This is a genomic window from Pseudomonas sp. KH_024_B2 (assembly GCF_057839965.1).
In genome coordinates this window covers 3,708,823-3,735,714 of record NZ_CM174502.1, presented here as the reverse complement: position 1 = coordinate 3,735,714, position 26,892 = coordinate 3,708,823, and the positions used below count along the sequence as shown (strand labels likewise).

At 55.2% G+C, this 26,892-nt stretch carries 26 protein-coding genes, 1 tRNA gene and 4 pseudogenes; 13 read left to right on the top strand and 18 right to left on the bottom strand.

Annotated elements, in window-relative coordinates; all coding sequences use genetic code 11:
* Positions 1 to 54: 54 nt before the first annotated feature.
* The 8 genes from AC3I0A_RS17325 to AC3I0A_RS17290 all read right to left on the bottom strand — a co-directional run bounded on the left by AC3I0A_RS17325 (position 55) and on the right by AC3I0A_RS17290 (position 4,680).
* On the bottom strand, positions 55 to 1,062 hold the full coding sequence (locus AC3I0A_RS17325) for a glutathione S-transferase family protein (protein ID WP_489373367.1): 1,008 nt from the start codon (positions 1,060 to 1,062) through the stop codon (positions 55 to 57).
* Positions 1,063 to 1,150: 88 nt separating this feature from the next.
* Positions 1,151 to 2,134: a glycosyl transferase family protein gene (locus tag AC3I0A_RS17320; protein ID WP_489378530.1), complete on the bottom strand. Its 984-nt coding sequence runs from the start codon at positions 2,132 to 2,134 to the stop codon at positions 1,151 to 1,153.
* Between the two features lie 14 nt (positions 2,135 to 2,148).
* On the bottom strand, positions 2,149 to 2,484 hold the full coding sequence (locus AC3I0A_RS17315) for a TusE/DsrC/DsvC family sulfur relay protein (RefSeq protein WP_489373365.1): 336 nt from the start codon (positions 2,482 to 2,484) through the stop codon (positions 2,149 to 2,151).
* On the bottom strand, positions 2,481 to 2,780 hold the full coding sequence (gene tusB, locus AC3I0A_RS17310; protein ID WP_489373363.1) for a sulfurtransferase complex subunit TusB: 300 nt from the start codon (positions 2,778 to 2,780) through the stop codon (positions 2,481 to 2,483). Before tusB ends, AC3I0A_RS17315 begins: the two co-directional genes overlap by 4 nt.
* Entirely contained in the window at positions 2,780 to 3,136 is a 357-nt protein-coding gene (tusC, locus tag AC3I0A_RS17305; protein ID WP_489373361.1) for a sulfurtransferase complex subunit TusC, read from the bottom strand. The genes tusB and tusC overlap by 1 nt, the downstream gene beginning before the upstream one ends.
* 1 nt (position 3,137) lies before the next feature.
* Positions 3,138 to 3,530: a sulfurtransferase complex subunit TusD gene (tusD, locus tag AC3I0A_RS17300; protein ID WP_489373360.1), complete on the bottom strand. Its 393-nt coding sequence runs from the start codon at positions 3,528 to 3,530 to the stop codon at positions 3,138 to 3,140.
* Positions 3,531 to 3,615: 85 nt separating this feature from the next.
* Complete coding sequence (locus tag AC3I0A_RS17295; RefSeq protein ID WP_489373359.1) at positions 3,616 to 4,320, bottom strand: YoaK family protein; 705 nt, start codon at positions 4,318 to 4,320, stop codon at positions 3,616 to 3,618.
* Between the two features lie 27 nt (positions 4,321 to 4,347).
* Positions 4,348 to 4,680, bottom strand: coding sequence for a DUF6388 family protein (locus AC3I0A_RS17290; protein WP_489373358.1), 333 nt, complete (start codon positions 4,678 to 4,680; stop codon positions 4,348 to 4,350).
* A 123-nt stretch (positions 4,681 to 4,803) separates the two neighbouring features.
* On the opposite strand from AC3I0A_RS17290, the gene AC3I0A_RS17285 reads away from it, so the two are divergent.
* A complete protein-coding gene (locus AC3I0A_RS17285) occupies positions 4,804 to 5,145 on the top strand; it encodes a DHCW motif cupin fold protein (RefSeq protein WP_489373356.1) in 342 nt (113 codons plus the stop codon).
* 73 nt (positions 5,146 to 5,218) lie between these two features.
* On the opposite strand, the gene AC3I0A_RS17280 is transcribed toward AC3I0A_RS17285, so the two are convergent.
* Positions 5,219 to 5,458 carry a hypothetical protein gene (locus AC3I0A_RS17280; RefSeq protein ID WP_489373355.1) on the bottom strand — a complete coding sequence of 80 codons (240 nt, stop codon included), beginning with the start codon at positions 5,456 to 5,458 and terminating at the stop codon, positions 5,219 to 5,221.
* Positions 5,459 to 5,885: 427 nt separating this feature from the next.
* Between AC3I0A_RS17280 and AC3I0A_RS17275 the strand changes: the two genes are divergently transcribed.
* From AC3I0A_RS17275 to AC3I0A_RS17240, 8 genes and pseudogenes are all read left to right on the top strand, one after another.
* Positions 5,886 to 6,122, top strand: a complete 237-nt coding sequence (locus AC3I0A_RS17275) for a hypothetical protein (RefSeq protein ID WP_489373354.1) — start codon at positions 5,886 to 5,888, stop codon at positions 6,120 to 6,122.
* A 130-nt stretch (positions 6,123 to 6,252) separates the two neighbouring features.
* Positions 6,253 to 6,642, top strand: a complete 390-nt coding sequence (locus AC3I0A_RS17270; protein WP_489373352.1) for a hypothetical protein — start codon at positions 6,253 to 6,255, stop codon at positions 6,640 to 6,642.
* Between the two features lie 469 nt (positions 6,643 to 7,111).
* Positions 7,112 to 7,228 (top strand): annotated as a pseudogene (locus AC3I0A_RS17265) (double zinc ribbon domain-containing protein); the annotation flags it as partial.
* A 147-nt stretch (positions 7,229 to 7,375) separates the two neighbouring features.
* Positions 7,376 to 10,561: an adenylate/guanylate cyclase domain-containing protein gene (locus AC3I0A_RS17260; protein ID WP_489378529.1), complete on the top strand. Its 3,186-nt coding sequence runs from the start codon at positions 7,376 to 7,378 to the stop codon at positions 10,559 to 10,561.
* A gap of 117 nt (positions 10,562 to 10,678) precedes the next feature.
* Positions 10,679 to 11,728, top strand: coding sequence for a patatin-like phospholipase family protein (locus AC3I0A_RS17255; protein ID WP_489373350.1), 1,050 nt, complete (start codon positions 10,679 to 10,681; stop codon positions 11,726 to 11,728).
* An 875-nt stretch (positions 11,729 to 12,603) separates the two neighbouring features.
* On the top strand, positions 12,604 to 13,533 hold the full coding sequence (locus AC3I0A_RS17250) for a malate dehydrogenase (protein ID WP_258443365.1): 930 nt from the start codon (positions 12,604 to 12,606) through the stop codon (positions 13,531 to 13,533).
* A gap of 984 nt (positions 13,534 to 14,517) precedes the next feature.
* Positions 14,518 to 14,679, top strand: a complete 162-nt coding sequence (locus tag AC3I0A_RS17245; protein WP_161594810.1) for a hypothetical protein — start codon at positions 14,518 to 14,520, stop codon at positions 14,677 to 14,679.
* Positions 14,680 to 14,716: 37 nt separating this feature from the next.
* Positions 14,717 to 15,430 carry a reverse transcriptase domain-containing protein gene (locus AC3I0A_RS17240; protein ID WP_489373348.1) on the top strand — a complete coding sequence of 238 codons (714 nt, stop codon included), beginning with the start codon at positions 14,717 to 14,719 and terminating at the stop codon, positions 15,428 to 15,430.
* A 164-nt stretch (positions 15,431 to 15,594) separates the two neighbouring features.
* On the opposite strand, the pseudogene AC3I0A_RS17235 reads toward AC3I0A_RS17240, so the two are convergent.
* The 3 genes and pseudogenes from AC3I0A_RS17235 to tnpB all read right to left on the bottom strand — a co-directional run.
* Positions 15,595 to 16,173: pseudogene (locus tag AC3I0A_RS17235) on the bottom strand (tyrosine-type recombinase/integrase); the annotation flags it as partial.
* A gap of 45 nt (positions 16,174 to 16,218) precedes the next feature.
* Positions 16,219 to 16,929: a transposase domain-containing protein gene (locus tag AC3I0A_RS17230; RefSeq protein ID WP_489373346.1), complete on the bottom strand. Its 711-nt coding sequence runs from the start codon at positions 16,927 to 16,929 to the stop codon at positions 16,219 to 16,221.
* Between the two features lie 17 nt (positions 16,930 to 16,946).
* Positions 16,947 to 17,303, bottom strand: coding sequence for an IS66 family insertion sequence element accessory protein TnpB (gene tnpB, locus AC3I0A_RS17225; RefSeq protein WP_489373345.1), 357 nt, complete (start codon positions 17,301 to 17,303; stop codon positions 16,947 to 16,949).
* A 116-nt stretch (positions 17,304 to 17,419) separates the two neighbouring features.
* Here tnpB and AC3I0A_RS17220 point away from each other — a divergent pair, with 116 nt between their 5' ends.
* Complete coding sequence (locus AC3I0A_RS17220; RefSeq protein ID WP_489373344.1) at positions 17,420 to 17,596, top strand: hypothetical protein; 177 nt, start codon at positions 17,420 to 17,422, stop codon at positions 17,594 to 17,596.
* 260 nt (positions 17,597 to 17,856) lie between these two features.
* Positions 17,857 to 18,667: pseudogene (locus tag AC3I0A_RS17215) on the top strand (DNA adenine methylase).
* A gap of 68 nt (positions 18,668 to 18,735) precedes the next feature.
* On the opposite strand, the gene AC3I0A_RS17210 reads toward AC3I0A_RS17215, so the two are convergent.
* The 5 genes and pseudogenes from AC3I0A_RS17210 to AC3I0A_RS17190 all read right to left on the bottom strand — a co-directional run bounded on the left by AC3I0A_RS17210 (position 18,736) and on the right by AC3I0A_RS17190 (position 24,499).
* On the bottom strand, positions 18,736 to 19,989 hold the full coding sequence (locus AC3I0A_RS17210) for a hypothetical protein (protein WP_489373342.1): 1,254 nt from the start codon (positions 19,987 to 19,989) through the stop codon (positions 18,736 to 18,738).
* Between the two features lie 370 nt (positions 19,990 to 20,359).
* Positions 20,360 to 22,774, bottom strand: coding sequence for a hypothetical protein (locus AC3I0A_RS17205; protein WP_489373340.1), 2,415 nt, complete (start codon positions 22,772 to 22,774; stop codon positions 20,360 to 20,362).
* Positions 22,771 to 23,700 (bottom strand): PIN domain-containing protein, encoded by a 930-nt coding sequence (locus AC3I0A_RS17200; RefSeq protein WP_489373339.1) that lies wholly within the window; start codon positions 23,698 to 23,700, stop codon positions 22,771 to 22,773. The genes AC3I0A_RS17205 and AC3I0A_RS17200 overlap by 4 nt, the downstream gene beginning before the upstream one ends.
* 282 nt (positions 23,701 to 23,982) lie before the next feature.
* Positions 23,983 to 24,203 (bottom strand): annotated as a pseudogene (locus tag AC3I0A_RS17195) (hypothetical protein).
* 208 nt (positions 24,204 to 24,411) lie between these two features.
* Positions 24,412 to 24,499, bottom strand: a tRNA-Ser gene (locus AC3I0A_RS17190).
* Between the two features lie 124 nt (positions 24,500 to 24,623).
* Here AC3I0A_RS17190 and AC3I0A_RS17185 point away from each other — a divergent pair.
* A complete protein-coding gene (locus tag AC3I0A_RS17185; RefSeq protein WP_489373337.1) occupies positions 24,624 to 25,295 on the top strand; it encodes a Bax inhibitor-1/YccA family protein in 672 nt (223 codons plus the stop codon).
* A 98-nt stretch (positions 25,296 to 25,393) separates the two neighbouring features.
* On the opposite strand, the gene AC3I0A_RS17180 is transcribed toward AC3I0A_RS17185, so the two are convergent.
* Positions 25,394 to 25,831 carry an Lrp/AsnC family transcriptional regulator gene (locus tag AC3I0A_RS17180; RefSeq protein ID WP_489373336.1) on the bottom strand — a complete coding sequence of 146 codons (438 nt, stop codon included), beginning with the start codon at positions 25,829 to 25,831 and terminating at the stop codon, positions 25,394 to 25,396.
* Between the two features lie 132 nt (positions 25,832 to 25,963).
* Between AC3I0A_RS17180 and AC3I0A_RS17175 the strand changes: the two genes are divergently transcribed.
* The gene (locus tag AC3I0A_RS17175) at positions 25,964 to 26,857 is read left to right on the top strand and encodes a DMT family transporter (protein WP_489373335.1); all 894 of its coding nucleotides are present in this window, start codon (positions 25,964 to 25,966) and stop codon (positions 26,855 to 26,857) included.
* Positions 26,858 to 26,892 lie beyond the last annotated feature (35 nt).

The following is a 26,892-nucleotide window of genomic DNA, read 5'->3' as shown; positions in this document are numbered from 1 at the left end:
TGTGGGAGCGGGCTTGCCCGCGAAGAGGCCATCAAGGTCCATACAAATCCTGGGTCAGACCTCGGCCTTCTGCCAAACCCCTTTCCCGCTCAACCGCTCCCGATCATGACCCGCATTGAAATCCTGCGCCGGTCCCTTCGGCACGATCCCTGTGGGATTAATCATGCGATGGCTCGCGTAGTAATGTCCCTTGATGTGGGTGAAATCCACAGTCTCGGCAATCCCCGGCCACTGATACAGCTCTCGTAGCCAGTTCGACAGATTCGGGTAATCGGCAATTCGCCGCAGGTTGCATTTGAAGTGGCTGTAATACACCGCATCGAAGCGAATCAGTGTGGTGAACAGTCGGATATCGGCTTCGGTGAGGTATTCGCCGGTCAGATAGCGCTTGTCACCCAGTCTCTTTTCCAGCCAGTCGAGTTCGGCGAACAGCTCGTCGAAAGCCTCTTCATACGCTGTCTGCGAGGTGGCAAAACCGGCCCGATAAACGCCGTTATTCACCGCCGGGTAGATCCGCGCGTTCAGCTCATCGATCTCTGCCCGTAGTGGTTGCGGGTAGAAGTCCAGGGCATTCCCGGTCAAATCGTCGAAGGCACTGTTGAACATGCGGATGATTTCCGCCGATTCATTGTTGACGATGCGATTCTGCTGCTTGTCCCAGAGCACAGGCACCGTGACGCGGCCGGTGTAATCGGCGGTATCTGCGGTGTAGCGTTGATGCATATAGGTCAGGTGATCGAGGCGGTCGCCGCTGGAGCCGAATGCCTTATCGAAGGTCCAGCCGTTTTCCAGCATCAACCAGCTGACGACAGAAACGTCGATGAGGCTTTCAAGGCCTTTGAGCTTGCGCAGGATCAGCGTGCGGTGCGCCCAGGGGCAAGCGAGAGACACATAGAGGTGATAGCGACCGGCTTCGGCGGGAAAGCCTCCTTCGCCGCCAAGGCCAGGCTTACCGTCGGCGGTCAGCCAATGGCGGCGCTGCGCTTGTTCGCGCTGGAACTCGCCGTCTTCGCCGCTCTCGTACCACTGGTCACGCCAGCGCCCTTCAATCAGCAAACCCATCAGAAACTCCTCGGCTAATATGCGTTGGAGTTCAGTCTAATCGGATGGGTTCGAACAAAAAGTGCAAAGGTTGGGCGCTAATGATCGATTAAATCGATTTGTCCCGCGCATCCCAATACTGCTGAGCGAGTTCGAACGCCTGCTCTCGCGGCGTTCCAAGGCCGCGCAGGGCCAGTGCCATGGTCGAAATCAGCGCCAGTTGCGGATAGCTGTCCTGCACGTCGCCGCGCCACAGCGCGCTCAGTTGCTCGGGGTCGAGGGTCGCGGGTTTGACATGGCGCTGGGTGGACAGCGCAGGCCATTCTTCATCCCAGCTTTCGCCGCCCGTGGTGCCATACAAATGGCTGATGGTGTCCGGGTTGATTTCGATCTCACCGCCATCGCCTTTGATAACGATGGTGTTGTCGCCCAGCAAGCCGCTGGCGTCGCGGTGCACGCCCTGGTAACCGGGATGGAAAATACTTTGCAGGCCACAGCGAGCACCCAGTGGATTGAGAATGCGCGCCAGTGAGTGGATTGGCGAGCGCAGGCCCAGGGTGTTGCGCAAATCGATCATCCGCTGCAACTGTGGCGCCCAATCACCGAGCGGAATAAACGCCAGGTTGCTTTGCTCGAGCGCCGTTTCGACCTGCTGCCAGTTACGGCACAGCGGGATCTGTAATTGCTCGAGCAGCTGCTCGCTATACAGGCGGCCTGCGGTATGGGCGCCGCCGCCGTGCAGCAGAATACGCACGCCGTTCTGCGCCAGGCATTTGGCCGCCAGCAGGTACCACGGCAGATGACGTTTCTTGCCGGCATAGGTCGGCCAGTCCAGATCAACCTTCAAGTCAGGTGCATTCAGACGCTCACGCAGCGCTTCGGTGAAGCCGGCCAGTTCCTCCGGGCTTTCTTCCTTGTGCCGCAACAGCATCAGGAAGGCACCGAGTTGGGTGTCTTCGACTTTCTCGTCGAGCAGCATGCCCATGGCCTCGCGAGCTTCCTCACGGGTCAGGCTGCGCGCACCGCGCTTGCCCTTGCCCAGAATGCGCACGAAGGGCGCGAAAGGGTGCTCGGCGGGTGTTTCGGTCATCAGCGGGGCAAAATCAGTCATAAGCAATTCGTCGGTTTGGGCAGGCCCGCCAGCTTGGCGGCAAGTTTGGCGGGAGTGCCTTTGAACAGTCGGTTCAGGTGCAGGCTGTTGCCCTTGTCCGGGCCCAGCTTCAGTGCGGTGTATTTGATCAGCGGGCGGGTCGCCGGCGACAGCTGGAACTCTTGATAAAACCCGCGCAGCAATTCGAGGATCTCCCAGTGCTCCGGGCTCAGTTCGAGCTCTTCGGCGGCGGCCAGTGCACTGGCCACCTCGATGGACCAATCGCTCAGGTTGACCAGATACCCGTCTTTATCGAGGTCGATGCTCTGTGCACCCACGGTGAGCGAATTCATAGCCAGGTGTTGACCTTGTCGTAGTGAATCGACAGCTCGACAAAGCCTGGGTAATCGATGCTTTTGACCCAGTCAGGGACTTCCAGGCCGCGGGCCTGAGTGTCTTCCGCGAGGGCGAACACACTCAACGTATCGACCCGTGCCTGCAGCGTGTTGAACGGCGCGCTATCGGGTTGCAGGGCATACACCGCATCGCCGCAGAGCAGAATGGCGTCCTGGGCACCGAGCAGGCGCAGGCAACTGGTCAGCCGGTTATCGCTAAACGGCGAGTGGGACAGCACATGCAAAGTCGACATCAGAGAGTTATAACCTGGTCGTAACGATCAATAATCGAAGAGATTTGCGCAGGATTCAGCAACTGCACGGTGTCCAGGCCCAATGACCCAAGCCCACGCTCAGTGACGCTGTAGCTGCAAGCAAAGACATCTTCAACACCAAACAGCGACAGTGCCTGCAAGTTGGCGCTGAGGTCTTTTTGCTGAACGGCCCTGGCATCCTGTGTCGGCGCCAGCTGGAACACACCGTCATCCAGAAACAGCAGACCGATCGGCAAATCAAAGGCGCCGCCAGCCAGCACGATGTCCAGCGCTTCACGAGCGCTGGGGCCTGACCAGGGCGCCTGTCGGCTGATTATCAACAAGGATTTAGGCATTTCACGGCCCTCCGAAACAAATCAATCGGTCGGCCGATTGCACGGCGTCATGCAGTTGCCCCAGCCCGGACAACTCCCAGGGCGCGCTCAAATTGACCGCGGGACGCTGATAACGCTGGGCTTCTTCTTCATCCAGCACGCCACGGCGCAGGGCGGCGGCAATGCACACCACGCCGTCGAGCTGATGCTCACTGACGAACGTGCGCCATTGCAACGGCAAGTCCCGCTCATCCTGCGGCGTGACGATGTTGCCCGACGCGCTGTGCACACCGTCCTGATAGAAAAACAGCCGCACGATCTCGTGGCCACCGGCCAGTGCCGCCTGCGCGAACAGCAGGGCACGGCGCGAGGAAGGCGCATGGGCAGCGGAGAAAAGCGCAATGGCAAACTTCATGACGGACTCTGTCAGCAAACCTTGCGCAATGATAAAGCTTTATCGCAGGGTCCGCGAAATCCGTTTGCGGCCAAGTGCCTGAAGGTCAGTGTGGCATGTATCCCAATTGCCAACGACGGGGGATCTTCAGGCAGGCAAAACCAAGAAGAGCGGAAATCAGACCGCTGACAAACAGCGCTTTCATCCCCAGCTGGTGCTCCAGTACAGCGCCAAGTACCGCGCCGGCAAACATCCCGGTCCAGGGTATCAACTGCACGCGCCAGCCATTACGACGCTCGCCGAGCATCCAGCGTCCCAGGCCACGGCCAAAGCGTGAAAGTGCACCCGTCACGTAGGTCAGCCCGACAGGCAGGCCATTCACCTCTTCGACGGCGGCGTTAAGCATTCCCATGGCGATGATCGCAGCCAGCAACGCAGGCAGCTGAGTATCAAACGGCCAGGCAGCGGCACCGCACAGCAGAGTTGCGATACACAACAGCAAGGGCAGGGCGCGCCGACCGCCGAAGCGGCTGACGACAATGCCGAGCGCATTGCCAGTGATGAACGTGGCGATGAGAATAAAAATTCTAAGGGTCAGTCCGATATCACCATCACTGATCGCTACCGCCAGGCGAGTGGTGTTGCCGCTCATGAACGACACGAAATCACCGGTGGCCATGAAACCTATGGCGTCGGTCATCCCGGCCAGCACGGAAAGGCTCGCGACCAGGCACAGACCGATGCGACCTCGCCATTTATGAGTGTGCAGAAGGCCAGGGTGGGAATGGTTTTTAGGAGAAGAGGGCAGCATCAGTGAAATGTCATCGGTAAAGATCCTTTATGAGGCGTCGAAGCCATGCAGCTGGCAGTAATCCGTCCAGTTCATGCCGGCCATCTCCGCCACTTCTTTGTGCACCTCAGTCCTGCGGGTTTCGAATTCCTCAGGCGTTTCGGTGGTCAGTTGCAGCGTCAGTTCCCAGGCAAAGAAACCCAAACGCTCAGCCTCCGCCTCAAATGCTTCGTGCAGGCGCTCATCGCGGTACTGCGCCATCGTCTCGCCTTTCGCCTGGGCAGCCAAAGGATTCAGGTGGTCGAGTTCGTCCCTGAGGGGCGGACGCTCAGCGAGAAATTTCTGTAAAGCCCGCTCATGCTGCTGTTCGGTTGAGGCCATGGTCAGTCCTTGATTGCAGGTGTGTTAAGCGTAGCCACCAGGTACCACTATCTATCAAAAAAAATAGTGATATGGGAGGCTGATGGCTGCAGGCATTCGACAAAAAATCATCGGGGAAGAAGTATGAAAATGGATGCGTTTGCTTTTGGTGTCACCAATTGGGCAGAGATCGAAAGAACAGAACACCAGGGCGAGACGGGAGTGGCCTATTGGCGAACCCGGTTTTTCGGTGACGAGCCGAATCAGCTTCGTGTGCGTATGGTGGAGTACAGCCCGGGCTACCTTGCAGACCATTGGTGCCATAAAGGGCATGTTCTGTTGTGTCTGGAGGGCGAGTTGGAAACCACCCTCGAAGACGGGCGAAAGTTCGTATTGACTGCGGGAATGAGCTATCAGGTTGGCGACAACGCCGAGGCGCATCAATCCTTTAGTGGTCCGGGCGCCAGATTATTCATTGTCGATTGAGTGCACGCAGTGAGATCGCAGGAGAGCTTGCTCCTGCGCTCATCTCGAACTGACGACCTGACTGCCAAGCGACCTACTCGGCTTTGGTCCGATGGATTACATGAGCCTTCACCTCATCGGCGTAGGCCATCAGGCGTTTTTCACCGGCCTGGAGCACCTCGCACTTTCTCAGCAGTGCCTGAGCATCGGCGTCATTCTGCGCCTCGCTCAATCTTTCAGCAATTTGCGTCAGCTCGACGATCGACCATCTCAAATCAGACGCAACGTCTTGAAGATCGCGCCTCAGGTCCTGCTCAAGTTCGTTGAGCCACATGATGACCTCCTGAAAATCAATGCCGCGCCTGACCCCATTCCCTGTTCGAAGTGAACAAAAAGGACCCTGAGTCTTTTCAGTCAGGAGCCTTGTCTGTCCGGGTGCTGCCTTTTACCGATACCGCATGCATAGACAGTAAACGACAGCTGTGAAGAAAGTGGTTTGAGGCGACGAACTGTAGAAGATGCCGGTATCCACCGACCGCCAGGCAGAAAAAAGCCCGCATGCGGGCGGGCTTAAAAGACGTTCTTGAAGGGAGCAGGTTCAATCTAAACGCCTCGGAGTGAAAGCTTCGTGAAAAGGGCATGTCGCAGGGTCTGCACGCGCTCATAATTCGTAGGTATCGGGGATACCTCGTTGGTTGGCGTGAAATGGAGCTGTGGGCTATTTCTGTATTCAGGCGCGAGGTCGGATTTGGGAGATCGCCATGCATTTGGGTGTTGAAAGACCTCATCCCGTGGATTACATCCATCCAAACGGAGAGATGGCGAAGATAGACTTCATCTGGGGCGACCCTAAAAGCCTGTCGCCTGTCGGAATTACCATTTGGATCAAGGACGAAAATGGCTACGCAAAGCTCGGCGAGGAAATTGGCGAATGGCCGACGTTTGCAGACGCCATGCGCCGAGGTATTGATCTCGCGTACAGGTGGCTGAGTCGTTAGGTCCGTCGAGGCTTCAGTGCAATAGTTGAAGGCAGGTCAGGTGGCGTTCCCTGCGAATCTCAGTGGTGCCAATAACCCTTCGCCCGCCGTTCACCCATTGGAAGAGGGGACAAACCCAGGAGAGAATCAGATGATCACTGATGCCCGGGATGCAGAGAAGTACGTTGAGTGCTATTCGTCCATCGAAAGCCCGCAAGTGCGGGAGGCGTTTTGCATGCTGGTTGGCGCGATTTGCGCAATGAGCAATTATGATTGCGCGCCCATGTCGCAGGGCGAGCTAAAGAGGTCCATCGGGATTTTTTCGGCATCCGATGGAAGCTGCCCCTTCAGCTTTGTGTCCAGCCATAATTGGCTTCTATTTCACTTTCGGCTGCCATCCTTCAAGACTGAACATCATTCGCTTAAAGCGCTATCCGCAGAGTTTGGCGAGGTGAATGACAAACCTGACGGGGAATGGACCATCAAACTGCGGTCAGTTGACGATGTTCGCCGCTTGCTACGGATAATCAATATTTCTTAGCTGAGATGGGGCAAGCCCTAATGCCGTTCAGTTAAGCGAATGTGGTCCACTGTAGGAGCGAGCTTGCTCGCGATGGTCGTTAACGATAACGCGTGTTTACTGGCTAAACGCGGCGCTCTTGAGTCCATCGCGAGCAATCGAGCGTCGACCGGCTGCTCCTACAATTTCCTTAACTGAACGGTATTACGCCAAGTGCGGGGTTTTTATTGAGCAAAGAAAACTCCACCGCAGCTAGGGCGGGCCTCACGGAGGGCCTGAAAACGGCTTTAGTTCTGGAACTTCCATAATAGTTCTGGAACACCCCGCCAGCAGGACTGTCGGCATCAAACCCCAGAAACGAAAAAGCCCCGAATAATCAGGGGCTCTAACCTACAAATATGGCGCAGGCACCTCATCCGGTCGCGTCTTGCGGCCAGCGGGTCCGGCGCCTAATGTTAAGAAACAGGCACCAGCCAAGCGAGGAGGTCGTATGCGCTGCGCAAACTGCGGATTCGAGAATCCCTCCGGGGCCAGCTTCTGTGAAGCGTGCGGCACCAGGCTGTCTTGCAGCTGTCCGCGCTGTGGCCACGAGGCGGGCCTTGGCGCCAAATTCTGCAGTGAATGCGGCGCACCGCTAACCGATGCGCCTGCTGCGCCATCACCGCGCCCCCGGCCTGTTTCAGGGCCTTCTCCAGCGCCCATTCATTACACGCCCCACTACCTTGCCGAGCGCATCCGCGCCGAACAGGCGGCCATGGAAGCCCGGGGCGAGACCGCCGGCGAACGCAAGACCATCACGGCGCTGTTTGCCGACATGGCCGGCTCCATGGCGCTGATCCACGACCTCGATCCGGAAGAGGCCCAGCGCCTGATCGAGCCCGTCGTCGCGCTGATGATGGAAGCCGTCCACTACTACGAAGGCTACGTGGCCAAGTCGCTGGGCGATGGCATCCTCGCGCTGTTCGGCGCCCCCATCGCCCATGAGGACCATCCGCAGCGGGCGCTGTATGCGGCGCTGCGGATGCAGGAGGCGATTCACCGACATGGCGACCGCATTCGTCTGGAGAAGGGCATTCCGCTGCAAATCCGCGTCGGCATCCACACCGGAGAGGTCGTCGTGCGCTCGATCCGCACGGACGATTTGCACACCGATTACGATCCGGTCGGGCACACGATCCACATTGCGTCCCGGATGGAGGGAATCGCCGCACCATCGTCGATCCTGGTGAGCGAGTCCACCTACAAGCTGGCGGAGGGCTATTTCGAGTTCAGGACTCTGGGGGCTACCCAGGTCAAAGGCATTCCCGATCCGCTTGTCGTGTATGAGGTGCAGGGTGTCGGCGCGCTGCGTACGCGCCTGCAACTGGCGGCACATCGCGGGCTGGCCAGGTTCGTCGGCCGCCAGGTCGAGCTGGATCACCTGCATCAGGCGCTCGATCAGGCCAAAGCGGGCCACGGGCAGGTTGTCGCGGTGGCAGGCGAGGCCGGGGTCGGGAAGTCGCGGCTGTTCCATGAGTTCAAGGAACGCTCGCGACGCGGCTGTCTGGTGCTGGAGACGTTCTCGGTGTCGCACGGCAAGGCCTTTGCCTATTTTCCGCTCATCGAGCTGCTGAAAAGCTATTTTCAGATCACTGCCCTGGACGACGAGCGGCGGTGCCGGGAAAAGGTCATGGGCAAGACCCTGACGCTCGAGCGCAGCTTCGAGGAGCTCGTGCCCTACCTGCTCTATCTGCTGGGTATTGGCGAACGCAGTTCGGCGCTCGCGGAAATGGATCCGCAGATCCGGCGCGATCGCATCTTCGACGCGATTACTCAGCTTCTGGCGCGCGAGAGTCGCGATCAGCCGATCGAGCTGCTGTTCGAGGACCTGCAATGGCTGGACCGCGAGACTGAAGCATTCCTCGTGTGCCTCATCGACCGCGTGGCGAGCGCCCCGATCCTGCTCCTCGTGAACTACCGGCCCGAGTATCAGCCTGCGTGGACGCACGCGGGTCATTGCAGCCAGCTGCGGCTCGAACCGCTGGGCCCGGCCGAAGCCCAGGGACTGCTCGGGGCCCTGCTGGGGGACGATCCGACCCTCGTCCCCCTCAAACAGCTCATCCTGGAGAAGACGGAGGGCAACCCTTTCTTCATGGAGGAAGTGGTCCAAACGCTGGTCGAGGAGAAATCGCTGCTCGGCGAACCCGGCCGTTACCGGATCGAGCAAACTCCGGCTGCGCTGCATATTCCCACCACCGTGCAGGGTGTGCTCGCCGCCCGTATCGACCGGCTCCCCGTTGCGCAGAAGGAATTGCTGCAGACGCTCGCCGTCATCGGCAAGGAGTTTGTGTTCAGTCTGATCCAGCGCATCTATGATGGACGGGGTGCTCGGATGGACGACGATTTGCGCGATCTGCTGGCCCGACTGGAGGCCGCGGAGTTCATTTACCAGCGGCCCGCATTTCCGGAGGTGGAGTATTCGTTCAAGCATGCGCTGACCCAGGAGGTCGCGGGCTACTCGCTACTCACGGAGCGGCGTAGCGCACTGCACGAACGCACGGCGCAGGCCATCGAGGCACTGTTCCCCACCCGCATCGCGGATTACTGCAGCGAACTGGCGCACCACTACAGGCTGAGCGGCAATGTCCCGAAGGCCGTGGAATACCTGCAGCGTACCGGGCAACAGGCCCTCCAGCATTGCGCCCATCTCGATGCGATGCGTCACCTCGGCGCGGCGCTGGAATTGCTCGGGCATTTGCCCGACACGCCCGCGCGTGCTCATCAGGAACTGACGTTGCTGCTCTGCCTGGGGCCGGCCTTGATGGCCGTGCGAGGCTATGGTGTGCCCGAGGTGGCGGCCACCTACACCCGTGCACTGGCGCTATGCGAGCAAGTAGGCGACGACTCGCTTTTCCCTGCGCTGATGGGGCTGCGGATGTACTACCAGTTGCGTGCGCAATACTCTACTGCATGCGAACTGGGTGAACGATTGCTCAGTGTTGCGCAAACTGCGCAGGATCCGGACTTGCTCGTGGGAGCCCATGCGGCACTCGGGGCGACATTGCTTTTACAGGGGGATCTGCGCAATGCCCTTGAACACCAGGAGCAGGTGCGTGTCCTCTACAACCCGGACCGTCATCGCACACATGCCATTTCGTACGGCATAGACCCGGGCTATGCCCTGACACATTCGGCCTGGAGCCTTTGGTTCTTGGGATTCCCCGATCAGGCAAGCACGCGCAGCCGGGAGGCCCTTGCTCTGGCCAATAAGATTTTCGACCCGTTCAGCCTGGCCTTCACCCTGTCTGCTACGTCGATACTGGGACAGTTTCGGCACGACGTACAACTTGCCGAAGAGTGTGCTGATGCCGCCATCAAGCTTTCACTCGAACAAGGGTTTCCGTTTTATTTGGCGTGGGGGACTATTCTCCAGGGTTGGGCTCGCGCCGAGCAGGGAAACATTGACGAGGGAATCGCTCAGATAACCAAGGGTATCGCCACTTACCAGGCAGCCGGAGCAGAGCTTGGATGCTCTTATTTTCTGGCCCTGCTGGCCGCAGCTCACGGGCGCGCCGGGCAACCGCAGGCAGGATTGGCTGCCGTGACCGACGCTCTGGCGATGGTGAACAGAACAGGCGAGCACTTTTACGAAGCAGAACTGTACCGGCTCAAGGGAACGTTTAGCCTCCAATGTCCGGGCGAAGACAGCCAGGATTCTTCCGTGCAGCAGCAAGCGCAAGCATGCTTTCAAAAGGCGATCTCGGTCGCTCGACAACAAGGGGCAAAGTCACTCGAGCTACGAGCCACAGTGAGCCTTGCTCAGCTATGGGAAACACGAGACAAGGAGGCGGCCAGGCAGATGCTGGCCGACATCTATAGTTTCTTCACCGAAGGCTTCGACAGCGTTGATTTGCTACAAGCCAAGGCGCTGCTCGATGCATGGGCACCAAGCGGGGGGTGAACGATCGATGACGCATGGCGCTCAATGGAGCATCGGCGTGTCGTCGGCAAGCGCGTGACGGGGCGAAGCACCGCGCCAAGCGCCCGATGCGGCTCGGCACCGACGAGGAGACCAGGAATGACCACGAAGAATGGTAATCGTCGGGGCAGTGATGAGCGTAAGCCGGTCGCTCTGGCTTTGCAGGGCGGCGGGATGCACGGGGCGTTCACCTGGGGCGTGCTCGATCGGTTGCTCGAGGACGGCAGGCTTGCCATTGAAGGGGTGAGCGCAACCAGTGCCGGCGCGATGAATGCCGTCGTGCTGGCCCACGGCATGCTGCAGGGCGGCGAGGCCGGCGCGCGCCAGGCGCTGCACGATTTCTGGCACGCCGTGGCGCAGTCCGCCGAGCGTCATAACCCGTTGCGCTGGATGCCATGGCTGAAAGGGACGCACAGCTTCGGACTGGACCATTCGCCCATGTATGCGTTCGCGGACATGGCGCTGCGTATCTTCTCGCCTTACCAGTTCAATCGCGACAACTTGAATCCGCTGCGTGAGGTGCTGGAGAGTCAGGTCGATTTCGCCGCCTTGCGAAAGCAATGCCCGCTCCACCTCTATCTGTGCGCGACCAATGTCGAGACGGGGAAGATACGCATCTTCTCGGGCGAGGACGTCTGCGTCGAAGCGGTGCTTGCTTCGGCCTGTGTGCCGACATTGTTCCAGGCGATCACGATCGACGGCCAGCACTACTGGGATGGCGGCTATATGGGCAACCCGGCCATTTTCCCGTTGATCTACCACTGCAATGCGCGCGATGTGGTGATCGTCCACATCAACCCGCTCATTCGCCCGGGCGTGCCCATTACAGCTGCCGACATCCTCAATCGCATCAATGAAATCAGCTTCAACTCGTCGCTGATGCGTGAGATGCGCACCATTGCCTTTGTCACCGACCTCATTCAGCAAGGCAAGATCGATCGCGACGAGATGAAGGAGATGCTGATCCACTCCATTCGGTCTGACGAAGCGATGTGCGCGCTCAGCGTGTCCAGCAAGTACAACGCGGGCTGGGATTTCCTTTGCGGACTACGCGATAACGGACGACGCGAGGCCGAGGCGTGGCTCACGGAGAACTACCGGAATATTGGCGAACGGTCGAGTATCGACATCCGAAAGGAATTTCTTTGAACGTCGCCATGAGACGGCGCAACGCGCCATGCCTGGCGCACGCAACAAAAAGCCCGCACGTAGCGGGCTCTCTGCCGATGGGGCCAAATCATTTGGCTGGATGTAGCCTGCACCTCAGGTTGTGAAGAAAGCGTGAAAAGGTGCAGATACCAAAAGCCCGGCATCAGGCCGGGCTCTCTATGGATGGGGCCAAATCCTTTTGGCTGACCGCAGTGTGCTTGGCAGGTGTGACGAAGGTATGACAGAGCAGATACGATTGGCGAAATATCGTGAAGAAACCCAAACCCAAGAAACGAAAAAGCCCTGAAAAATCAGGGCTCTAACGTACAAATATGGCGGAGGCGATGGGATTCGAACTCATGGACCTGTTACAGTCGACGGTTTTCAAGTCCGAGATACAAGCGCCCGTAATTCGTGGCCTGTTGCTTGATTTCGTTCTAATACGATCATTTTTTGGCTCCGCTGTAGGCCGCATTCTGCAAGGGGTGGCATCAGCGTTTTGTAACGCGTTTTTTCGTTATTTTGACGGTTTCGCAATGGCGCCGACGCGACGGTAAACACGTTCAGATATGTTGCCCCCGGTATGCCCCAAGAGCAGGCACGCTTCTGGCCGACTACTGCTTGTCACGAACGACCGAGTTCGACCCATTGCGGACGATGGCAAAGGGCTGCGATAGACCTGGAGCAGTCCGCTAAGGCCGCACGGCTTGGCCTATGGGAGTTATCAGAGGCTAAAGTAATGCCGCCATGGGAATGGCGAAAAGCAGGTAAAACAACTACAGGCCACCTTCGGGTGGCATTTTAGCATTAGCGGGTAATACTTCTCTGTATAGGCGGGCGTGTTGCTGGTGGCGCGAGCCGCGGGGAGGTGTGAGGTGAACAAGCTATCAATTGTGGGTGCCGGTATGGTGGGTGAGGCGGCGGCTCAGATCATCGCCCGGGAAGAGTTCTGTCGTGAGTTGATGTTGATTGATGTGCAGGGTGAGTTGGCACAGGGCAAGGCGCTGGACGTCTGGCAGGCGGCAGTTGAGTCAGGTTCTGATACCAGGGTTTACGGCGGGTCCAATGCCGAATTGCTGCAGGATTCTGACCTGGTGGTGATTACGGCGGGTGTGCCCCGCAAGCCTGGTCAGTCGCGTCAGGATGTATTGAGTATCAATCTGCCAATTCTCGATAGCATCATGCTGGATATTAATCGTCATGCTCCGGCGGCGACGGTGTTGGTGGTGTCGAACCCGGTCGACGTGCTGACCTATCGGGCTTGGTGTCTCAGTGGGCTGGGACGCAACAGGGTGTTCGGGCAGGCGGGGGTACTGGATACAGCGCGCATGAAGTGTTTCATTGCCGAGGAGACAGGGTTTTCTGCTCGGGATATCACGGCGCTGGTGCTGGGAGGGCATGGCGATAGCATGGTGCCGCTGATGCGATACTGTGCGGTCGGTTCGGTGCCGCTGTCTCACTTCCTGTCCAATCAGCAGATAGAGCGGATTGTGGAGCGCACACGTCAGGGTGGCGGCGAGATTCTGGGTTTGAAGAAGGTGGGGAGCGCCTGCGATGCGCCGGGCGTGGCAATTGCACAGATGGTGGATGCTATCGCCAATGGGCGAAACCGCATTTTGCCGACGGTCGCGATTCTCGAGGGCGAGTACGGGCGAACAGGTATTGCCATGGGTGTCCCCTGTGTGCTGGCAGAGGAGGGGGTTGCGCGGGTGATCGAGTTGTCTCTGGATGCGCAGGAGCAGGCGATGTTCGACCGCTCTGCAGATCAGGTGGTGCGTGATATTGCTGAAATGAATGCTTTGTGAGCGGGGCTATATGAGGGGGGGCGCAACGGGGAGTGGAGCGCCGGTCCCTGGCGCTCGGGGTCATGGTGTTACCTGGTGTCAGGCAGTGGCACTATGATCTTTTATGGGTCTGAACAGGCGGGAGTGTCTCGTTTCTTCAAACCGGTATACAGCTGGCGCGGACGACCGATGCGTGTTTCGACTGTCCCCATACCCTATCAGGCCAATCCTGTTTGATCGTCCTCGCAGCTCCGGTTTCAATAGTTCAACACCGCTTCGTAGTCTTCTCTAACCTCTGTTCCAAGCGCATCCAGTGCGCGCAAATATGGCGCCCTTGAGCTAAGGGGGCCTGAGTTTCTGCTTTAACTTCAGCACACATTACGGGGGTTCGATGCTCGTCTAGAGTTCTCTGTGGTGCTGACCCTGTGCGGCGCGGCTCGACCAACATAATCCTTCATGATGCAGCGTGGTATGACGATGATCGCCACGGTGTGTGAATCGCCCCTGAGTCAGTGGACATTCGATGGCCGCTTTTGGCCGAGGCTGTGTAAAAACGATTTTCAATCGGTACGGCTGAGCGGAATCACTCGAAAAGTCCTGTTCCTGCGCAAATTTCAGGTCTGCTGAGCATCCGATCGTCAGTAGATTTCGCGTAGGAACGCATGCATCAACACCTGCAGCGCGTTTTTACACAGCCTGGGCCGATTTCTGCCCGTCTCGAAGGGCTGCAACCGACCCACGGCAGCCATTTGAGGTACCTAGAAAACCACGCGTACTCACAGAGCTATGAGCCTGAGTGTTAAGCCATTGCGGCTTATCAGCGCGAGATGATAGGATCCAACCTTCCTGGCGACAGGCTGCCTCGCAGCGTGTCCCTCATCGCGTCACTATGTGATCTCTGGGTTATCCGATATGACTCCTTTTCGTCTCATCGGTCTCCTCGTTGGTTGTAAAGCCATGCGCTTAGCGCTCGGTCAGCCAGGAATTTAGATGAGGTACGTAATCATGAAGAAATTTGATTACAGCCAAGCTCAGAAGCGTATTGAGTTTGCTACCAAGATCTTCACTTTGGCTACGGTCATTTTGAAGTTCGTGGATGCAGCTCTTCCGCTCTTGAGCGTGGCTTTTAACTATTCCGAGTCTATGCCTGATGCAGAACTCTCATAAGTGGCTCAGCAGATTTCGACTAAGATCTAACACTTGGGTGTATATCCCGACTTTAGAAACTGTAAAGGAGGGAAAGCTTTTCAAGAAAGTTATTGAATTCAAATGGCACCCCCCGGCCAACTACTATCACTTAAAAAGTGGCGGGCATGTTGACGCAGTAAAATATCACTTGGGCGGAAAATTTTTTGTTCATGCCGATATAAAAAAATTTTTCAATAGCATAAATAGAAGTCGAATAACTCGCGAACTAAAACCGTATTTTGGATACGAAAAATCAAGAGCTATAGCCATGGAGTCAACTGTTTCGATACCGTCAGACTCAGGGCAGGTTTTCGCTTTGCCATTTGGTTTTGTTCAGTCGACAATTATAGCGTCGCTATGTTTGCGAAAAAGCTCACTTGGAAACACGATTGACATACTGAACAAGACTGAGGGTGTAAGGGTAAGTGTTTACGTTGACGACATTATCGTATCTACTCAATGCCTCAAAAAGGCAGAAACTGCTCTCTTGATGATCCAGAAAAGTGCAGAACGGTCAGGGTTTGCATTAAATAAAGAAAAATCACAAGGTCCATCCGATAAAGTCACTGCATTCAATATAGACTTGAGACAAAGCTTTATTGAAATAACTAGCTGGCGATTCAATGAGCTTTTATCAAATTATAAGAATGCAACAAGTGATAAGCAAAAAAGCGGAATATGGGGGTACGTTAACTCGGTAAATCCTGCACAGGCATCTATGTTGGTGTAGATTTATTATCCCTCTTTAGCAGCACTGAGTCGCACCTGATTTACTAGGAACGGTGCATGACCGGTTGAATCCACAGCCGAAAGTAGTCATTGCGGCGACGACCTGAAGCTGGCGTCACCACCAGCGTTATCTTGATGAACTCAGCGTCTTGTAACGCGTTTCCGCTATTTTGACGGCTTCGCAATTGCGCCGACGCGACGGTATACGCGTTCAGTTATGTCACCCTTGGTATGCCCAAGGAGCAGGCTCGCCTCTCCGATGTCAGTAATTTCCGACGCGGCTTTTGGCCTGATGTCCCGAAACTGAAAGCTGCTGATTCTTCCGGCAAGAAGCGTGTCACCAGTCTCGATCGCTTCTTTCTTGGCCTTTTCCCGGGCCTTATCCCAGCGGTCGCGAAGCATCTTGGCAGTCATACGCTTCCCGCGCGCACTCACAATCAGGTAGCTCGAAACGTGCTGAGTGTTTCGCTCTGCGATTTTTGCGATCAGCATACCCAGGCTGTTTGCCGAGCCGCTGGCAGTTATATGGATACGTAGCTTCTTGTGTGTTTTGTTTTGCTGCACCATCAAATACTCCCCATCGATATCGTCCTTGCGCATAACCAGGACGTCGGCCGGCCGTTGCCCTGTCAGGTAGGCAAGATCCATCGCATCCTTCAGCTCTTGAGCTGCTTTCTTGTAAACAGCATCCCAAACCACATCGTTCGCGTAATAGTCCCGAGGCGTCTCTTTGTTCTTGCGTAGTAAGCGACCCATAAACCACACATGGCAAAAAACCGATGTGTGCATTTAGCGCGAGATAGTCGGCGAGCAGTTCCACGGCAGCAAGGCTTCGAAGTCTTCTACCGAAGTAGCTTGCGGCAGGCGTTCAAGTACGTGGCGCAGCCACGTATAGGGCTCTTGGCCGTTGGCTTTGGCAGTTTCGACCAGGCTATAGATTTGCGCACTGGCCGTGGCGCCCTTGGGCGTGTCGCTGAACATCCAATTTTTGCGACCGATCACAAAGGGTTTTACTGCTCGCTCGGCCCTATTGTTATCAATGGGCAGGAAGCCGGCCTCGATGTAACGCTCGATTTCCAGCTGTTCGCTGACCTCTTCGCCGATGGTGTGTTTGCGGCAGCCGCACGCGCAAGTCAGTTCGTGTTCGGGCAGTTCGTGGATGACTTCAATGCGTGGCAGGTCGGCGGACAGCGGTTTGCGTTTGCCACGGCGCTGGGTCGGGGCAACAACTTCTTCGTCAGACTCATCGGTGACCGGAACCGCGAGGCTTTCGGGCTCATTAAAGAGCGCGAGCTGCGGCGTCTGCGGATCGACTGTTTGTTCTGATTTGCGCCCGAACAAGCGCTGACGTAGCAACTTGATCTGTTCTTTCAAGTCAACAATCTGACCTTGTTGAGCCAGAAGCGCTTCAGCTGTTTTGGCCTGCTGAGCAAGAGACTCAAGCAGCAGTTGCTTGAGTCGTACAGGGTCATCAGGAAGGTTGTCGGGCATCGAAATCATGCCCGGATTATACCCAACTACGCGACAAATCGCGGCGTCAAAACCTGATGTGGGCGGTTGCGCCACAGATCGAAACCGTCGAGCAACCAGTTCAGCTCCTGAACCGTTAGTACAATGGCCTCGTCGGTTGCGTCGGGAGATGTTTTAAAGCGCTCAGACTCAAGGCGCTTCAGCCAGAGGCAGAAGCCGTTGCGCTCCCAGTACAACACTTTGACCCGATTGCGGGTCTTGTTGAGAAAAACGAAAAGCACAGGATCGAACACCGCGACCTTGATATCCAGCTCGACCAAAGCGGTGAGACCGTCGATGGACTTCCGAAAGTCCACAGGCTTGGGGTAGAGGTACACTTTTTCAACTTTGGCGTCGGGACGCATCATGGTGGCTGGCTCCTGAAAAGAGATCGGGAGCCCAGCATCAGGCTTCAACTGGTGGGGTTGAATGTGTACTCGGTGGATCGCTTACCTTGCGTACACCCTGACAGGGATTTTCTTTGGAGGTCAGACCCCACTCACGCGCCATATTGAATGGCGGCACGATTGCAGCATTGGGTATTGCTGAGCAGATGCTGCCTCAGTTGCAGGCGGCACTGCCGCCTGCAGCCTATGGCGTTCTGGGCATCCTGGTGATGCTGGCTCGGGTGATCCTGCAGCCAAAGCTGAGCAACTAAGCCAGGGCGGTGGACGCTCAAAATGTCGCCATTTCCGGCAAGGTGATCAGAGATCGACCGCCTCTGGCGGCATTTCAGGCCTACGTCAAAGAAGTACCAATACGAAGTAAAAAAGAGCGACCGGGTTGGATGCGTCAACATCCAATCCGACCGCCGTTCCTGCAGAATGTCCCTGCAAGTCCAGCCAAGGCTCTTGCTCCGTGCACAAAGCGCGGTGAGCCTAGCACCTGTTTATCCACACAGTAATGGTCTTGCTATCAATGTCTACACCCATCATCCCCTGGATGGGCGGCAAACGCCGCCTGGCCGACCGCCTCATGCCGCTCTTCCCACCTCACGAATGCTACGTCGAAGTCTTTGCTGGCGGTGCCGCGCTCTACTTCATGCGGCCCCAGGCAGCGCCGGTCGAAGTCCTCAACGACATCAACGGCGATCTGGTGACGCTGTACCGCGTCGTGCAGAATCACCTCGAAGAGTTTGTGCGCCAGTTCAAATGGGCGCTCAGCTCGCGCCAAGTGTTCGAGTGGCAGAAGATGACCCGCCCCGAAAGCCTCACCGACATCCAGCGCGCTGCCCGTTTTTTCTACCTGCAGCACCATGCCTTCGCCGGTAAGGTCACCGGGCAGACGTTCGGTACCGCCACTACCGGCCCGGCCATCAACCTGCTGCGGATCGAGGAAAACCTCTCGGCCGCCTGGCAGCGTCTGTCCGGCACCTACGTCGAAAACCTCCCCTGGCTTGAATGCGCTGAACGCTACGACCGTGCCCATACCTTCCATTACATGGATCCGCCTTACTGGCAGACCGCCGGCTATGGGGTGGACTTTCCGTTCGAGAACTACGAGCGCATGGCCGACTTCATGCGTCGCTGCAAAGGCAAGGTGATGGTCAGCATCAACGATCACCTGGATATTCGGCGTGTTTGAGGGCTTCCACTTCGAGACTCTGGACATCCGCTACACCACAACCAACCAGCGCCAAGGAAAAGCTGATGTCAGCGCGGAGCTAATTATCATGAACTGGGAGCCAAATACGTTTGGGGTCTATTTTGAGTTCAATCGGACCTGCTAGGAGATTTCTTTAAATTTGTATAATGCTTTCTAAGTCGAGTGCGTCAACTCTTGCTAGTTAGTAAGATTCTAATTGTTGTCGATGAATTTCTGCACGGTTTTCAAACGAGATATTTGCTCGGATATACTTATCGCATCGGTTGTCAAGGAGATGAATGCTTCAATTTCTCTGGCGGTTTTATGCTTGAATGGGTTTCCCAGAAAAAATCTGAGCAGATGTTCGGTATAAATGCAGATTTGGAAAATTTTCATTTCTATGTTTGTTGGCGATTTTCCAGCGTGGATATATGTGTTGCGTGACTGTCGTAAAGATTTTAATGTAAGTTTATGCAGCGATGGATTGGAGTAGAAGAATGATATTCGTTTTATAAGTTTCTCGGTGTCGTCGGTCATGGCTAGCTGTTCAAGTGTAACCCACAGTTTTAAAAATCGTAGTTCTAGATTTTGGTGGGTGAGGGCAGTGGTGTAGTTTTTAAGGCCATTTTTTAAGTGGTTTTGGTAAGGGAGCTTCTCCAGTTTCTTTAACTGTTTTTTTAGGTGCGATATTGTGTTGTGCTGGTTTTTCAAAGTGGTTGGTTTGCGATCGATGTGATCGGAGTTTTTCCAAAGTGCATTTGGCCAGCAGGTTCCATTTGCTTTATGTATGGTTTGGAAGATGCCATAGTTGATTACGCTGCGTGATGGATATTTTGCGCTGTCGTCCATGGCAAGAAAGTTTATGCTTTTTTTGAACCCAATCTGAAGTAGGGCAATTATTATGTCGAAGGCTTCGTTCGCCTGTGTAATTGCGGCTTCGGTATTTGCGGCTGAAGTTGAAATTGTAGCGATAGTTAGTTCTTTCTCTTTGCTAATCTCCTCTGAGTAGCTAGCGGCTAACTCCGTCTCCCTAGCTTTTCTGTATTTTTTAGGGACTGAGTTGTAAAAATTGATTGTGCAGTTATTTATGAAAAGTCGTGGTAATGAATATATGTTCTTTATAGTGATTGGCGTAACTATGATGAATTTTTCTTTTGTGTTGTATTTGTAGCACAGCTTGTCGAATTCCAGAAGGAGGTTTTCAGGTTTTTTCAGTTGCTCTTTTTTATAGCAAAAAAATATTGATTCTTTGAATAGGCGAAATAATTCTGTGTTGTCTAGATTGTGTTTGTGGTCAATCAAGCCGTATAGGTTGTCGAAGTTAAAATCTGCTCCCATTCGAAAAGAAATTCTTCCGTCACTCGTTAGGCTCAATAATTCGATCGTGTCCTCTATGAGCGCAGTTGGGCATGTCTGAATCCATTTTGATGCCATTTCTCGTTCCTTTTCGCTTTCAAATATATTCATCGTCCTTACCCATCACACGATTATGCGTAAGCTTAAAATGTCTCAACTTCTAAGGATGGATCGAATGTCTGGCCGTATATATGCTTTGCGAGATTTAGGCACGCTCCGATGTCGGTGAGGATTGTCGGTCGCTCTCTAACATACCACCGCTACTGCTGCGATAAAAGGTGATGGCGGTGCTGGATCAATCAACGACCGTTGGGGCAGAGGCACACTCTGTGCAGCCAGCCAGCCAGCCAGCGTGCCAGCGTGCCGAGCCATCCGGATTGGTCCATGCGCCGCGAAATGATGGGCAGAGCTTCCCGACTAACATCAATCAATTATGGGTGGTGCACTGCAAGTAGTATCTTTCAGTGCGCGGGTCCGCTACTTAACTCCAGTCCTTGTCAACACCGTACTGGTATTTGCGAAGAGCTAAATTTTGATCAGTGCGTTGGCGCTCTTGTTCGATCAAGCTCTGCAAGTTTCCGATAAGCCATTCTGCGAATGCTCGAACGCGCTCGTCGTCATCATTAATCCAGCTTGATAGCTCCAGCACCTTGCTCTCATACGCTTCAACCATACCGTACTCGCCCCGAACAACACCAGTCGACTCAAGAGCTGCCGCAACTTCGTTCCAAGTTTGCGAGCGTTCTGGCACTGTTTTAATAATTTCCTTGCAGACGTTTTGAATTTTAGGCAAGCCTTCGTATGTCCGCAAAATGCCAATGACGAATTCAATATTAAGTTCTTCTCTGCTCTCGATGTACTTCAGCAGCAGTATCTCGAGCGAGTCATCAAACTCTGGGAACGCCGATTTGATGATTCGCGCGCCGCGATAGCTGAACATGGTGCTGGATTCCACGTCGAAGTCACGCCGCAGGGCTGCCAGTAACGCATCAGGCACCTGCGCTAGAATTTCGTTCAGCTTATTGAGTTTGTAGGGGATAGGCTCGAATCGGTCATTTTCATTCTTGCCGGTCTGACGGGTTCGCTTTGCCAACACCCTAGCATGCTGTAACCGGCCTACTAAGAAGTCGAGAACAGCGTGTAGGTCATGCTTCGCAATTTCATAGAGAAGGTCTTCGGTTTGGTAGTTCAGTTCAGGCAGCAGTGTCAGAGTGGCGAGCAACTCGGATCGCTCGTCAGCCTCCATCGCATCTATCAGGGCTCGGAAATCCTGACTGAGCCACAAAACGTTCGCCCAGCTAGCATCATCACGCTTGGACATTTCACGCAACGACCGCATGAAAATAGCTTTTGATTCCGAAGCGCCTTCTAAAAAGAGGTTTGTGGCGACGCTCATAGCTTGCACGAGAGCTTCTCGATCATCGACTACTGTAGCGCGGTCGACTACTGCCGCAAGCACGTCCAATCGTGACGTGCCAACTTGGTATAGTGATTTGGCAATTGAAGCCAGGTGCCGCCCATTCTCAATCCAGCATTTGGCGATCGACTCAACATCGGACTGGTCCGCACTGATCCAAAGACCATTCAATAGAGCTATGAGGAATGGTTTCATGAGATCTTCGTGATTGGACAAAAGATCCAAAGCGAGTCGTGGACGTTTCTCGCCGATCGATTTCAGGAAATCGTAATAAACGGGGAACGTAGCTAGATCATTTGATCTGGTACGTGAGAATTCGAGGATCCTGTTAAGCCATGTTGCATAGCTAGTGTCATTGATTTCCTCAAGGTATTTACGGGCAGCTTCACGACGCTTCTGATCACTATAGTCCCACGCTGCTTCGGAGCGGCTTAAGTCTTCCCATTTTCCGAAGATTCCTTCGAATCCGATGAGCTGCTTGTAAATCTGATACTCGGCATGCGCATTCACAGCGTCGCGTATTTCCAACGCTTTGTTTTTAATCGCCGGGGTCGCACCATGGAAATAGATCCAGTAGCTTTGGTGTTCGATCTTTTGAATCAGTGGCAGTGCCTCGGTTGCCACAAGGTCACGCATAAACTCCAACACTATGATCGCGTCCCGCTCGAACATGGCGGACGTTTTTTCATCGCTAGCGGGAGCCTCGCGTCGTGTGGCAGAGTCCAGGGTTTGTAACACATGTCGTCTATGTTCAACGGATGTGTCGAGACTGTAGATCCGCTTCGCTAAGCTGATGGCTTCGGAACGCAAGGTGGCAATGCCGCCGCCACTACCTATTGAGCCTCTACGAATGGTGACACTATCGTACGACCAAGAGTGTCCTTCCATGCTTGGCGAAAGCACAGTGCTTAGGACTCGGAGGATGATGTTTGCGTTGGCTAGCAATGACTCATCTTGAAGCCCTGCGAAGTAGGCAACCATACGAGCCTGCGGTTCTGCACCCAAGGGTGGGTCGCCGTAGAATATGTCTAGGTCGAACGTGGCTAGTGCTACGAGCACTCCCTCAGCCTTGGCTTTGACATCTTTATCAGAGGCTCGTGACATCTCCAATAGGAAGCCTACTACCTGCTCAGTGTGCAAAAATCGAATATTCTCCACGACGTCGATTGTTTCGCGAATCAGACTCTCATTGGAGCGGTAGCGATGCCGGGCACTGGTGATTGGAGAACCGCTTTCGGTTAAAACTCTATTTGGCAACGAGCGTACGAAGGTCTCCAGCAACGGTAGCGTTGCCATATGAAACCGAGGAACCAACACCGAAAGTGTTTTCAAAGCATCTGATAGTTCAGCGTATTCATTACTGTTTTGGAAGATACTCTCGATGCGGCTGAATTCGTCGCTCAGGTGTTGATCCACCGCCGCCGACTTGATGTCCACCAGTTTCGAAAGCGCCGCCAGGCGCACGTCGAGTTGGCTCATAAGGCTATCCTCAAAAGCACATTGGTCACTACATCCATCGCCGCCGCTTGTTGGGCGAGAGTACGGTCCGTCGGAATGAAGTGCGTGCCGGTTTCGGTGAGTCTACCGGACAGCACCATCGTACGGGCTTCATGCTCAGCAATATCGGCATTCAGGCCTGCCTTTGATATTGCTGCGAGTAGATCGTCTTTGGAGGGAGTCCCTAGAGCATCGATCAAGCCCAACACAATAACGTCCATGTCCTTGAAGTCTGGACTACGAAGTTGATCGAGAGAAACGGTTTGGTCCTCGGCGGCGGCCTGTCGAATGGGGATCACAGCGGTAGACTGTTCGATGTCATCGAGCAATATCTGGACGTCCCTGTAGACCTTAAGGCCTTCTGTCTCAAATACATCGGCCAGTTTGTTGTCGCCGACCAAAGCACAATGCTGTCCTTTTCTTGTTTTAATCTCAATCCCGGCCTCAAGTATCCACGAGTCTGGTATGTCCTTACGCCTGGTTTCACGATCTTCTCTTGGGTTGAACGGCGGGGCCGCGTTGAAATATCTGCCCCAAGCCTTGGGAGCGTGCTCCCTCGAAATCTCAATCACCTCGATCTTATTGCTAGCCATGAACAGAGTGAAAGCCGCCTTCGAGCTGCGCTCCACATCTTCTGCATCCCATAATTCAAGATGAGGCTCAGCAAGGCCCTCCACTAACATTCCAAGCATGCCGCGTTGCAGTTTTTCAAACCTCGATTTCATTTCTTCGACAAGCTTCACATGCTCCGCAAGCTTTGCGGTTCGCTCTTCCTCAATGACAATCTGCGGAATGTAGATCTTGAGTTTGCCCATTTGCGACTGGAGCAGCAGGCGCTCGAAGTCTGGATGCTTGAAATGCAGTCTACGCAACATGCTCGTGTCGATAACGAGGTGAAAAACATCCATGATCGGCGAGCCTTGGGATTGACTTGTTAAAGAGGATCACAAATTTTGGCGTTTGGATGATAGCAGGATGAATCATGTCGTGGTTTTGAGAAGTAGGGATTTACAGTGGAAAGTTTAGGGCAAAATTAGGGCATATCCGAGGCCGCTACAGCCCGCAGAGCGCCGAAGGGAAAGGGCGAAATCTCCATTTTTTCTGGTCTGAAGCGGTTTGCACTGTCGTAAGAAGGGGTTCGAATCCCTCTTCGCTATATCAGCAATGCTTCACGAACTCGAGGCTGGGAGTCACTCCGGCGTCATGAGCACTGCCAGCGTCATCTTAATGAACTCCTCATTTTGGCCGAATTTTGGCCGATCGTGTCCAGGGCGCCGCGCACGTTGTCGGCGACGTCGGCCGACCCGCGCTGCTCAACCCAGTTTGAAAGCTCCATGATGGCGGCCTCAAGCGCGAGCTGGTTTTCGTTGATCTTGAATAGCAGGGAAGGGAGCAGGTCTGAGTTTGGCATCGTGAATCCTCCGTGGAGTTTTCAGCGTAGCAGCAGGATTTCTGCATGGGATCAGAGGGTAATCAACAGGACGCCGGAAGGCAGGAAAAACGGGATAGTTTTGTAACGACACCCGAAAAGTTTTGTAACGCTTCGGGTGTGGTCGGATTTTTACCAAAATCCCAGAAACGAAAAAGCCCTGAATAATCAGGGCTCTAACGTACAAATATGGCGGAGGCGATGGGATTCGAACTCATGGACCTGTTACAGTCGACGGTTTTCAAGACCGTTGCCTTAAACCACTCGGCCACACCTCCGTATTGCGTTGCGGGCGCCATAATACCTGAATGAAACACACTGTCAAACTCTCTGCATAGCTAGTTGCAGGGCGTCTGTTATGATCTTTGCGACTGAACGTTTCAAACCTACAGGAGTGTCGCCATGCGCGAACAGGATTACGCAGTTAATAACAGCGTGCAGGCTGGGCAGCTAGAGGTTAGCCGCGTCCTGCGCAACACTTACGGCTTGCTCGCACTCACCCTCGCATTCAGCGGCGTGATGGCATTCGCGGCGCAGCAGATGCGTGTCGGCTACCCGAACATCTTTGTGGTGCTGATCGGCTTCTATGGTCTTTTCTTCCTCACCAACAAGCTCCGTGACTCGGCCTGGGGCCTGGTGTCGGCTTTCGCCCTGACCGGTTTCATGGGGTTCTTGCTGGGCCCGATTCTCAATCGTTACCTGGGCATGCAAGGCGGCGCTGAAGTAGTCAGCTCGGCCTTTGCGATGACGGCATTGGTATTTGGCGGCCTGTCCGCTTACGTGCTGATCACCCGCAAGGACATGAGCTTCCTCGGTGGTTTCATCACTGCCGGTTTCTTTGTCCTGCTGGGCGCAACGCTGGCCAGCTTCTTCTTCCAGATCAGCGGCCTGCAACTGGCGATCAGCGCGGGCTTCGTGCTGTTCTCCTCGGTCTGCATCCTGTTCCAGACCAGCGCCATCATTCATGGCGGCGAGCGTAACTACATCATGGCGACGATCAGCCTGTATGTATCGATCTACAACCTGTTCGTCAGCTTGTTGCAGCTGTTCGGCATCATGAGCCGCGATGATTAATCGCAAGCCTTGAGCACAAAGCCCGCTTCGGCGGGCTTTTTGCTGTCTGGGTGAAAGCTGCTCAGGAATAACGCGGTTCTCTTGCGCAAATGCAGCTTTTACCCCATCGGCGGCAATCGTCGTTTCACCGGGGTCTTCTTGACGATGGCGGTATTGGTTTCTGCATGGCTGTTAAGCCGGTCGAGCAGGGTGTCCAGTTGTTCCATCGAGCGAACGTGCAGGCGGGCGATGAAACAGTCATCGCCGGTCACTTTGTCGCATTCGGTAAATTCGGGGATGGCCTGGATCTGCCGTTCGACTTCCTGCAGCCGGCCGGGCAACGGGCGGATGCGGACGATGGCCTGGAGCTGATAACCGAAACATTTGGGATCTATCTCGACGGTGTAGCCCTTGAGCACGCCGCGTTCTTCGAGTCTGCGCAGTCGCTCCGCAACGCTGGGTGAAGACAGGCCGCTGATCTGCGCCAAGGCTTTGAGTGAGCGCCGGGAGTCTTCCATCAGTGCCGCGATCAATACCTGGTCAATGTCATCGGTCATACAAACCTCATTAGGCAAAGGGTTCAATCTGCCTTGATAAGAAAGGCAGAAATGGATTTTAGCCTGCTATTGGCTCTGGAGCTGCCTCACTGTGGATCGTCATACTTTGGGCACTTGCTGAGGAGCCTGATGATGGACAAGTCGATACGTCGTGGGTCGTTTGAAATGACCGCAGCCATGCTGATTTCGGGAACCATTGGATGGTTCGTGCTGGTTTCCGGGCAGCCGGTGCTGGATGTGGTGTTCTGGCGCTGCGTGTTTGGCGCTGCGACCTTGTTGGTGATCTGCGCGGTACTGGGTTTTCTGCGGCCCGGTATTTTGACTCGCACCACATTCCTCCTCGCAGTGCTCAGCGGTGTGGCGATTGTCGGTAACTGGGTGCTGCTGTTTGCCTCTTATTCCCGAGCGTCGATTGCTATTGGTACTGCGGTCTACAACGTTCAACCCTTTATGTTGGTGGGGTTGGCGGCGTTGTTTCTCGGAGAAAAGATCACTGCGCAGAAACTGTTCTGGCTCGGCGTGTCGTTTCTCGGGATGTTGGCGATCGTCAGCGCTCATGGTGAACAGGGCGCAGGTGGTGGCGATTATCTATTGGGTATCGCTCTGGCGTTGGGCGCCGCGCTGCTTTATGCCTTCGCTGCACTGATCATCAAGCGTTTGACCGGTACTCCACCGCATTTGATCGCCCTGATTCAGGTCTGCACTGGCGTTCTGTTGTTGGTGCCGTGGGCGAATTTTGCTGCCCTGCCGCAGCAGGCGGGAGCTTGGGCCAGCCTGCTGACACTGGGGGTGGTGCACACCGGTGTGATGTATGTGTTGCTTTACGGCGCGATTCAAAAGCTGCCGACCGCACTGACCGGTGCGCTGTCATTTATCTATCCGATTGCGGCGATTTTCGTCGACTGGTTCGCCTTCGGTCATCGCCTTGAATTGATGCAGTGGCTGGGCGTGATCGCGATTCTGCTGGCGGCGGCAGGTATGCAGCAGGGCTGGGGATTTGGTTTTCGCCGAGCGGCGGTGCAGTGATCGATGTTCAAATCTTCCACTGCACCTCGGTCTTC

Coding starts and splice junctions, on each gene's coding strand:
- AC3I0A_RS17325 (WP_489373367.1), bottom strand. CDS start 1,062: ATGGGTTTGCTGATTGAAGGGCGCTGGCGTGACCAGTGGTACGAGAGC.
- AC3I0A_RS17315 (WP_489373365.1), bottom strand. CDS start 2,484: ATGAATTCGCTCACCGTGGGTGCACAGAGCATCGACCTCGATAAAGAC.
- tusB (WP_489373363.1), bottom strand. CDS start 2,780: ATGTCGACTTTGCATGTGCTGTCCCACTCGCCGTTTAGCGATAACCGG.
- tusC (WP_489373361.1), bottom strand. CDS start 3,136: ATGCCTAAATCCTTGTTGATAATCAGCCGACAGGCGCCCTGGTCAGGC.
- tusD (WP_489373360.1), bottom strand. CDS start 3,530: ATGAAGTTTGCCATTGCGCTTTTCTCCGCTGCCCATGCGCCTTCCTCG.
- AC3I0A_RS17295 (WP_489373359.1), bottom strand. CDS start 4,320: ATGCTGCCCTCTTCTCCTAAAAACCATTCCCACCCTGGCCTTCTGCAC.
- AC3I0A_RS17290 (WP_489373358.1), bottom strand. CDS start 4,680: ATGGCCTCAACCGAACAGCAGCATGAGCGGGCTTTACAGAAATTTCTC.
- AC3I0A_RS17285 (WP_489373356.1), top strand. CDS start 4,804: ATGAAAATGGATGCGTTTGCTTTTGGTGTCACCAATTGGGCAGAGATC.
- AC3I0A_RS17280 (WP_489373355.1), bottom strand. CDS start 5,458: ATGTGGCTCAACGAACTTGAGCAGGACCTGAGGCGCGATCTTCAAGAC.
- AC3I0A_RS17275 (WP_489373354.1), top strand. CDS start 5,886: ATGCATTTGGGTGTTGAAAGACCTCATCCCGTGGATTACATCCATCCA.
- AC3I0A_RS17270 (WP_489373352.1), top strand. CDS start 6,253: ATGATCACTGATGCCCGGGATGCAGAGAAGTACGTTGAGTGCTATTCG.
- AC3I0A_RS17260 (WP_489378529.1), top strand. CDS start 7,376: ATGGAAGCCCGGGGCGAGACCGCCGGCGAACGCAAGACCATCACGGCG.
- AC3I0A_RS17255 (WP_489373350.1), top strand. CDS start 10,679: ATGACCACGAAGAATGGTAATCGTCGGGGCAGTGATGAGCGTAAGCCG.
- AC3I0A_RS17245 (WP_161594810.1), top strand. CDS start 14,518: ATGAAGAAATTTGATTACAGCCAAGCTCAGAAGCGTATTGAGTTTGCT.
- AC3I0A_RS17230 (WP_489373346.1), bottom strand. CDS start 16,929: ATGATTTCGATGCCCGACAACCTTCCTGATGACCCTGTACGACTCAAG.
- tnpB (WP_489373345.1), bottom strand. CDS start 17,303: ATGCGTCCCGACGCCAAAGTTGAAAAAGTGTACCTCTACCCCAAGCCT.
- AC3I0A_RS17210 (WP_489373342.1), bottom strand. CDS start 19,989: ATGAATATATTTGAAAGCGAAAAGGAACGAGAAATGGCATCAAAATGG.
- AC3I0A_RS17205 (WP_489373340.1), bottom strand. CDS start 22,774: ATGAGCCAACTCGACGTGCGCCTGGCGGCGCTTTCGAAACTGGTGGAC.
- AC3I0A_RS17200 (WP_489373339.1), bottom strand. CDS start 23,700: ATGGATGTTTTTCACCTCGTTATCGACACGAGCATGTTGCGTAGACTG.
- AC3I0A_RS17185 (WP_489373337.1), top strand. CDS start 24,624: ATGCGCGAACAGGATTACGCAGTTAATAACAGCGTGCAGGCTGGGCAG.
- AC3I0A_RS17180 (WP_489373336.1), bottom strand. CDS start 25,831: ATGACCGATGACATTGACCAGGTATTGATCGCGGCACTGATGGAAGAC.
- AC3I0A_RS17175 (WP_489373335.1), top strand. CDS start 25,964: ATGGACAAGTCGATACGTCGTGGGTCGTTTGAAATGACCGCAGCCATG.